This window comes from Bacteroides cellulosilyticus DSM 14838 (assembly GCF_000158035.1).
Taxonomy (GTDB): domain Bacteria; phylum Bacteroidota; class Bacteroidia; order Bacteroidales; family Bacteroidaceae; genus Bacteroides; species Bacteroides cellulosilyticus.
Genome location: NZ_EQ973491.1, coordinates 808,018 through 817,645, shown reverse-complemented (window position 1 = coordinate 817,645; position 9,628 = coordinate 808,018). Strand labels below are relative to the sequence as shown.

Sequence of the window (9,628 nt, the reverse complement as noted above, 5' to 3'; positions counted from 1 at the left end):
ACAACAAATGTAACTTCAAGAAATACGTGATAGGTAAGATTGACGACAATGGCCAAAGCTATGCACAAAGCAGTGGAATGAATACCTACATGATGCGTCTGGCAGAAGTATATCTGAATCTTGCCGAAGCAATTCTTGGAAATAATGCTTCGACCAGCGAACAAGCAGCTTGTGACGCCTTCAATGCGGTGCGCAAACGTGCCGGTATGCCGTCCCTGACAACCATCACATATTCAGATATCCATTACGAACGCCGCATCGAGCTTGCTCTGGAAGGACAGTACTGGTACGATCTGCTGCGCCGTTCCTACTACCAGCAACAGGAAGTGGTGAACTACCTCAACAGCCAGGAGCGTAATGCCGGTTACGAATGGGATGAAACAGAAGCCTGCCAGTATGCAAAGACTTCTGACGGAACCGGAGTTTCAACCGCTACATCGGCCAATCTGACACTGCCTATCTCGGATGTAGACCGCGGACGTAATCCGCTTCTGAATAACGACCCGGTAGCTTACGAATTCGGTGCAAAAGAAGTCACAGAAAATGATTTGTTCAATGATTAACAAACTATAGAAGATATGAAAAGCTTAAAATATATATGGATATTATGCTTGTCATGCCTGGCCGCAGGCCTCACCTCATGCAATGAGGAGGATAAATACTTTGACAGCAAATACCAAAGCACAAAGATTGTGGTTGACCAGATCTATCTGGAAGATTATGAATCGTCTGTACCCGACCGACCGGTTACTTTCGCACGCCTCGGGCAGTTGATCCGTGTAGAAGGTAGCGGACTCTATGGCATGAAGAAAGTCTACATCAACGGATATGAGACTTACTTTAACCGCGCCTACGTAACCGACCACTCCATGTTGATTCAGATCAACAGCAATACCCCCGTTGAAGACGCTGAAGAGGCAGACCGCAATAAGATCCGCTTTGTAAAAGATGACGCCACGCTGGAGCACCCCTTCATCATCCGTGCAGCATCTCCTACCATAACAGGCATCAGCAATACTTTACCTAAGGACAAGGAGAAAGTAACCGTATACGGTACCGGCCTACAGGAAACCACCAAAGTAACCCTGCCCGGCGGAATAGAAATCACAGCCGACATTGAAAGTGATGAAGACGGTGAATGGTATTCATTCATCATGCCGGAAAACTATTCAGGAAGCGGTTCCATCTATTCGGAAGGCGCCAACGGACAGGCAGCCACTCCGGCTTACTTCAACTTTGCAGACTGTATGATACTTGATTTCGATGGCAATGGCAGCCAAGGCTTCTGGAGCTGGAGCGAAACCGGTTCGATGATAAATGCTGACGACCTTGTAGAAGATCCTTATGATAGCGGACGTGGCAAATGCGTTCAGATTGTTCCCGAACGTTTATTAAAAGCAGGAGTTATATCCGGCAAACCGCGTGTATCCGAATGTTGGACAGCCGGCAATGACGATGCAGCAGATGATTGGAGCCGTATGTATTCTTATATACCGGCAACTACCCCACTGACCGAAGTAGCATTGCAATTCGACGTTTATGTGCCCGAAGCATGGAGCGGCACAGGACATCTGCAAATAAGCTTATTCAACAACTTCAATTTTGGAGGTATAGGTTCCGATGATGATGGTGCTTCCAATCAAGTGGCATTCTATGTTCCCTGGATTCAGGAAGGTGCTATCGTTCCATTCTCAACCACAGGTTGGCAGACTGTAACTATTCCGTTTAGCCAGTTCAACAAATACGCCACCATGATAGAAGATAAAGAAAGCCCGGTATTCCAAAATGTGGTAGAAGACCGCAATGCCGCCACTTACAGAAACTTCGGTATGGGATTTGTCAATACAGACTTTACTTACCAAGATGTAAGTATCACATCCACAGCTTTCTCAAGCCGTATCTATCTGGACAACTGGCGTGTAGTACCTTACAAGACTGTCACAATCTCCGATTATCCTGAAGATGAAGAAACTACGGAATAAACTCAGTAGAAACCCATTAAACATTAAGAATTATGAAACTAAATAGAATTATTCTTCCACTGATGGCTTGCGCACTGACATGGAGTAGTTGCGATGACCAGATAATGGAATGGAAAAACTCCGACGGAAGTATCACAGCCTCCGACATTCCCCTTGCATTAAAGGAAAAGATAGCAAATTATGACTATATAAAATCGTATGTGGCACAATATGCTCCTAACATGAATGTAGGACTTGGCTTAGGAGCCGACCTATACATCAACGATGCGGCATACAGAACCATAGCCGATGCTAACTTCCAGATGTTTACAACCGGAAACGCCATGAAACATTCGGCTGTAGTGAAAGCGAACGGTGAATTGAATTTCACAACAATCGACGCATTCCTGAACCTGGTTCCGGCCGACATCCAGATATATGGGCATAACTTCCTCTGGCATACTCAGCAAAAACAGACATACTTGAAATCACTGATCGCACCGGAAGTTGTCGTTGAGGTAGGTGATGATGATGTATGCGAGAATATTGTCAGCAACTACGGATTTGAAGGAGGCAATGCAAATGGATGGACAGGGTTATGGGGCAAATACAACTATGCCGTAGAGCAGCCGGGCCATGACAGTGACTACGCCATTCGCTTCACCATGACCAGCGAATCAAATGCGAACTATGACTGCCAGCTGTTCTGGCCTACCGGAATGCTCGAAACAGGAGTAACGTACGCTTACTCATTCTGGGTGAAATCGGATCAGAACATAGCCGTTCAGTTCATAGGCCAGAACTCTTCTTATGGGGGCATCTACAAAGATACATTTACGGCACCTTCCGAGTGGATTCGCTGCACAGGCGAATTTACCTATGCAGAGAGCGACACTAAGGACATCGAGCGTGTGGGCATCCAATTCGGCGGAACACCGGGAAGCACGGTATGGGTGGATGATTTCAAGTTCGGAAAGAAGATAGAGGAAAAGATGATCAATATCATAGACGACGGAAAGTTTGAAGACGGAACTCTCGGCTCATGGTTCGGTTGGGGAAATGGCTCTACCCGTACTATCTCAGAAAAGGGACAAGGTTACAACAGCGATTACTGCATGGTGATGGTCAATCCTTCCGATGGAGATTCCTGGAGTGCTCAAACCGCTCACTCATTCCTAGAGACATTAACCGTTGGAAAGACCTACATGTACTCTGCTATGGTAAAGGCAACCGTCATCAATCCGGACTTCACACTCCAGGTACAAGACGCCAATGGCGGTAGCGGTGAAGGATACGTAAGTGCTGCAACAGCCGTTGATCAGTGGATACCTATTGAAGGCGAATTTGTTTGTAAGAATGAAGGTATAGCTCGCCTCTGCATCAACTACGGAAAAGTTGCCGGAACTTACTACATTGACAATTTCAAATTCGGTGAAAAGAAAGAAACTGCAACAGCCCAGACTTTACGTGCATCAACCCGCGCCGGTGGCATAAGTTACAAACTGAAGACTCCTGAAGAGAAAAAAGCCGCTTTACTGGGTGCAATGGAAGCATGGATTAAAGGTATGCTGCAACATCAGGGAATGGAACGCGTAAAAGAATGGGATGTCATCAACGAACCTATTGCGGACAACAATCAATGGCGTGGCATAGACGGTAACTTCATGAGTAATGGTGATGACGCGCCGGACACTGCACCAGTAGAAGACGAAGAAAACGGTCTGAACCTGAACTGGGCAAACGATCACTTCTATTGGGGATACTACATCGGTAAGGAATATGCCGTGAAAGCATTTGAATATGCACGCAAGTATGCAGCTGCCGACGTTAAGCTCTATGTTAATGATTACAATCTGGAAACAAACCCAAGTAAGCTTGCAGCTTTGATAGACTTCGTAAATTACATCGAAGACAATGGACAAACCGTTGACGGTATAGGAACCCAGATGCACGTGACTGCTTCCAGTATCACAAGAGAACAAATAGATGCCATGTTCAAGACAATGGCTGCCACCGGAAAACTGGTTCGCGTAACAGAATTGGATGTAGCATTAGGAACATCCAGCCCCTCTGCCGAACAACTGGCAACTCAGGCCAACGTTTATCAGATGATCTTTGAATCATACAAAGCAAACGTTCCTGAATCTCAGCAGTCAGGTATTACCATCTGGACGCTGAGCGATAATGCCGCAGAGCATGAATATTGGCTGTCAGGCGATGCACCGAACCTTTTCGACGCAAACTATGAACGCAAACATGCCTATAAAGGCGTATGCGATGGTATTGCCGGAAAAGATATCAGTGCAGATTTCAGCGGTGACGACTGGAAGAATGCGTATGAAACAGAAGGAGAAGAAACTCCGGCTGAATAAAGTGTGAAGACAGGAAATCCGGTAAGGCTCCGGCCTTACCGGATTCCATTCATCAAACCATTTACCAAACTATTCCCGAATACGGTAAAAACACCTATTTTACCCCCTGAAACAGGGAAATGTACGATAAACAAAAAATTATGTAACATCATTGAGGAATGATGTAACCGAAATGAAGTTTTCTGCAACACTGCGAAAAGCTTTCTAAATTATAGCTCACTATCTTTGTTGCAATGGAAAACATCTCAAATCAATACCAGAGACAAACGATGAAGAATTGGATTTTAATTTTAGTTTTGAGTGTAATGACAGTTGGGTATGTAAATGCTCAAAAGAGTACATTACAGAAACAAGGCACCGCTACTCAATTAGTAGTAGACGGCAAACCATTTCTTATTTTAGGCGGTGAATTAGGAAATTCATCGGCAGCATGCACAGAAGATATCGAACGTATCTTCCCGAAGCTGCAACGGATGGGACTGAATACAGTACTCGTTCCCGCATACTGGGATTTGATAGAACCGCAGGAAGGACAATTCGACTTCACCCTCACAGATAAAGTCATCCGTCAAGCCCGGCAGAACGATCTGAAAGTAATTTTTCTTTGGTTCGGTGCCTGGAAGAACTCCATGAGTTGCTACGCTCCCCTCTGGTTCAAAGAAAACTATAAGAAATACCCGCGTGCTTATACACAAAAAGGAAAACCACTCGAAATAGCCAGCGCATTCTCTGAAAATGTATTCCAAGCCGACAACCGCGCTTTTTCTCAATGGATGGAACACGTCGCAGCCATTGATAAAGAGGAAGGTACCGTCATCATGATACAGATAGAAAATGAGATAGGTATGCTGGAAGATGCGAGAGACTATTCTAAAGAGGCCAACGCACTGTTCAATGCACCGGTGCCCGCTGAATTAATGAGTTACTTGCAGAAAAATAAGAAAACGCTCCACCCCCAAATGCTTGAGAAATGGGAAAGCCAAGGTAGCAAGAAGCAAGGCACCTGGCAAGAAGTATTCGGAGCCGATATTTACACCGATGAATTATTTATGGCCTGGCACTACGCCCGCTATGTGGAAAGAATGGCACAAAGCGCCCGGTCTATCTACAATATTCCACTATACGTGAACGCTGCCATGAACAGCCGCAACCGGAAACCGGGAGAATATCCTTCTGCCGGTCCGCTGGCACACCTTATTGATATATGGCATTGCGGAGCGCCCAACATCGACCTTCTTGCTCCCGACCTGTACGACAATGGCTTTACAGACTGGGTAGCTAAATATAAATTACACAACAACCCGTTGTTTATCCCCGAAATCAAACTGACAGACAATAATGGAGTAAGAGCTTTCTATATCTTTGGTGAACATGATGCCATCGGTATCAGCCCGTTCTCCATCGAAGGAGGTTCCGACTCTCCCAACTCTCCGTTGGTGAAAAGCTATCGTACGCTGAAAGAGTTCATGCCTCTGCTCGCTAAGTATCAGGGTAAAGGCGCAATGAAAGGATTACTCTTCGATCAGGAAAATAAAGAACGTATCATTTATCAGGATGATCTGAAGATAACCTGTCGCCATTTCTTTACTCTTCCCTGGGATGCGCGTGCCACCGATGGCAGTGTATGGCCCGAAGGTGGAGGTGTATTATTAAGACTGGCACCCAATGAGTATATCGTGGCAGGTAGCGGTATCGTTATCGAATTTGAGAAAGCTACAGAAAATCAGGCCAAAGTTCGGGCGTTGGGCGAAGACGGATTTGCCCAGGCAGGAGGAAAGGGTGATGGAGTGATAAGTGATAAGGTGATGTGGAAAGGGGCACGATGCGGCATCGGTTCCGTAGATGAAGTGAAGGTGAACAAGGACGGTACGCTCTCTTACATCCGCCGTCTGAATGGTGATCAAGACCATCAGGGGCGCCATGTGCGCATCTCAGTGGGAGATTTCCAGATACTTCATGTGAAGTTGTATGAGTATAAGTAGGTAGTAGCTAAGTAGTGAATAAAAAGATAAATTAGATATGAATCAGGTTAGTTTTAATAAAGTTAGGTTGAGTCTGGCAGTGTTACTTTGCCTTTGCGCTACTTCCATGGTAAACGCAAAGGTAAAGTTACCTGCCTTGATTTCTGACGGAATGGTACTACAACGCGAACAACCCATTAAAGTATGGGGTACGGCAGATGCCGGAGAAAGCGTACAGGTAAAGTTCCTGAAGAATGCCACCCCTACAGGTGTAAAAGGTGGAAAACTAAAAGCTACTTACACAGCCACAGCAGATGAAAACGGCCAATGGTCCCTCACCCTGCCTGCCATGAAACCCGGCGGGCCTTACATCCTTCAAGTAAATGACATCGAACTGAAAGATATTCTGGTGGGAGATGTATGGCTATGCTCCGGTCAATCCAATATGGAACTGCCCGTCAGCCGGGTTACGGATATGTTCCGTGATGAAATCTCCGCTTACGAGAACACGAATATACGGCAACTGAAAGTACCCAATATCTTCAACTTCCATGCACCGCAAACGGACTTGCCGGATTACGTTGCCTGGAAACCGCTGACGCAGGAAAACGTCATGAACTTCTCCGCTCTGGGCTATTTCTTTGCCAAAGCCATGTATGAAAAGAACAACATACCCGTCGGACTGATAAACTCCAGTTGGGGCGGAACTCCCGTTGAGGCATGGATAAGCGAAGAAGGACTGAAAGAATTTCCGAAGTATATTAATGATAAACGGCAATATGAAGATGATGCTTATCTGAAAAGCATTAAACAGACAGAAGGTTTGAGCTTCTATCGCTGGAACACTTCCCTATACCGGGGAGATGCAGGACTGCACGAAGCAACACCTTGGTATGCCGCCAACTACAATGATAAAGACTGGAAGACCGTTGATCTATTCTCTACCGACTGGGGAACCAACGGTTTGAATCCGATAAACGGTTCGCACTGGTTTCGCAAGGAAGTGGAAGTACCGCAAGACTGGAACGGAAAAGAAGCGACCTTGCGTTTAGGTTGCATCGTAGATGCAGACTCCGTCTATGTGAACGGTACATTCGTAGGTACTGTTTCCTACCAGTATCCTCCACGCATCTATACCATTCCGGCAGGTGTGTTGAAAGCAGGAAAGAATACAGTAACCATACGCCTCATCAGCAATAACGGTTATCCGCACTTTGTAAAGGAGAAGCCTTATAAAATTGTTTGCGGAAATGAAGAAGTAAGCCTGCAAGGAGAATGGAAATACAGATTAGGTGCTTCCATGCCTCCGGCTCCGGGAATGATGTTCTTCTGTTACAAGCCGGTATGCCTGTACAATGCCATGATTGCTCCATTACAAAACTATGGTATCCGTGGTGTACTCTGGTATCAGGGAGAGTCCAATGTAGACCGCCGCAATGAATACGCCGCACTACTGACAGCTATGATTGCTGATTGGCGTAGCACATTCGGCAACCCGGAATTACCTTTCTACATTGTAGAACTGGCAGACTTCCTGTCCCGAGATGACGTCAGCGGTCGGCAAGCCTGGGCTGAGATGCGCAAAGAACAGGCCAAAGTAGCTGAAACCAACCGGAACACCCGACTCATCCGCAACAGTGACCTGGGCGAATGGAACGATATACATCCATTGGATAAGAAAACCCTGGGACAACGCGCAGCAGAAAGTGCGCTGGAGAATAATAAATGACGGACAACCGGAAACGGATAACAGCAAACGAACAACTGATTACTGACTATTAATAACTGAATAATACAGCACTATGAACGCACTAAGTCAAAAAGTGTCTATGGCCGAGAAGATTGGCTATAGTTTAGGAGATTGCTCTGCGAACCTCGTGTTCCAGATGATGATGATTTATCAAACCAAGTTTTATACCGATGTCTTCGGTCTGGAAGGCGCCATTGCAGGATCAGTGATGCTGATTGCCCGCATTGTGGACGCTTTTGTAGACCCTACCGTAGGTATATTGTCCGACCGGACACAAACCAAATGGGGCAAATACCGCCCATGGGTACTCTGGACCGCATTGCCGTTCATGGTGTTCTATGTGCTGGCATTCTACAATCCCGGCATCGAGGATAAAGGTTTGGTAGCGGTGTACGCTACAATCTCTTATACCTTGTTGATGACGCTTTACTCGTTCAACAATACACCGTACGCATCGTTGGGTGGTGTAATGTCAAGTGACATCAAGGAACGTACAAGCATTACGTCTATCCGTTTCGTTGCCGCTACCATTGCACAGTTTGTGGTACAGGGCTTGACGCTCCCGTTGGTAAGCAAGTTCGCAGGTGAAAGCGGTGATAAGGGGCACGGTTGGCTGTGCACTATTTCCTTATTCGCAGTCATCGGTTTCGTGTTCCTGGTTATTACTTTCTTCTCCAGCCGCGAACGTATCACACCGCCGGCAAATCAGAAAACTGATACCCGGAAAGACATCAAGGATGTATTCAAGAATATTCCCTGGCGGGCTATGTTCATCCTGACGCTCTTCCTTTTCACTACCCTTGCCATGTGGGGAAGCGCTATGAACTACTATTTTGAGAATTATGTGGATTCGGGCGCATTATTTGCCTTCCTCGATAAGCTGGGGTTGGTGGCTACACAGGCCAGTGATTCGGTGGGCTATACGATACTGAATGCTTTCGGTCTTATTGTCAGCAGTCCTGAAAAGGCTTATGAAGTAGGCTTCGGTGTGTTCAACATGCTGGGAGCAGTGGTACAGTTCTTCGGCGTTATCTTCCTGTCCGGTTTCCTGGCCAACCGTTTCGGAAAGAAATCGGTATTTATCGTTTGTTTGGCTCTGACGGCAGTGTTCACCGCCTTCTTCTATTTCCCGAATGAGACGGATGTAGAGACGATGTTCGTCCTGAACTTCCTCAAGAGTTTGGCATACGCTCCTACCGTTCCGTTGCTTTGGGCTATGATTGCTGACGTGGCAGATCATTCGGAATATGTCAATCACCGCCGTGCAACGGGTTTCGTGTTCGCAGGTGTGGTATTTGCACTGAAAGCCGGATTGGGTATTGGCGGCGCTATATTGGGTTTCCTACTCTCCGGTTTCGGTTATGTATCAGGCGCAGGGATCGCACAAAGCGAATCGGCTATTCATGGTATCGTGCTTTCATCCAGTATTATTCCGGCCGTTACGTTCTTCATCGGCGTCATAGCGCTGTACTTCTATCCTATTACAAAGAAGTATAATGAAGAGATGCAGGCTGAACTGACGGAACGCAGAAGTAAAGAAGATTATTAAGTGTAAAGGCTGATAGGATTTATTCATAATGGTAT

6 protein-coding genes are annotated in these 9,628 nt (G+C 46.2%); all 6 read left to right on the top strand.

What is annotated here, in order from left to right; all coding sequences use genetic code 11:
• Positions 1-563, top strand: a 563-nt coding sequence (locus BACCELL_RS15345; protein WP_007212795.1) for a RagB/SusD family nutrient uptake outer membrane protein, incomplete at its 5' end; no start/stop codon positions are given.
• Positions 564-578: 15 nt separating this feature from the next.
• Complete coding sequence (locus BACCELL_RS15340; protein ID WP_007212794.1) at positions 579-1,982, top strand: glycan-binding surface protein; 1,404 nt, start codon at positions 579-581, stop codon at positions 1,980-1,982.
• Between the two features lie 32 nt (positions 1,983-2,014).
• A complete protein-coding gene (locus BACCELL_RS15335) occupies positions 2,015-4,333 on the top strand; it encodes an endo-1,4-beta-xylanase (protein WP_007212793.1) in 2,319 nt (772 codons plus the stop codon).
• Positions 4,334-4,602: 269 nt separating this feature from the next.
• A complete protein-coding gene (locus BACCELL_RS15330) occupies positions 4,603-6,315 on the top strand; it encodes a GH35 family beta-galactosidase (protein WP_029428712.1) in 1,713 nt (570 codons plus the stop codon).
• A 37-nt stretch (positions 6,316-6,352) separates the two neighbouring features.
• Positions 6,353-8,023 carry a sialate O-acetylesterase gene (locus BACCELL_RS15325; RefSeq protein WP_007212790.1) on the top strand — a complete coding sequence of 557 codons (1,671 nt, stop codon included), beginning with the start codon at positions 6,353-6,355 and terminating at the stop codon, positions 8,021-8,023.
• Positions 8,024-8,096: 73 nt separating this feature from the next.
• Positions 8,097-9,593: an MFS transporter gene (locus BACCELL_RS15320; protein ID WP_007212789.1), complete on the top strand. Its 1,497-nt coding sequence runs from the start codon at positions 8,097-8,099 to the stop codon at positions 9,591-9,593.
• Positions 9,594-9,628: the final 35 nt, after the last annotated feature.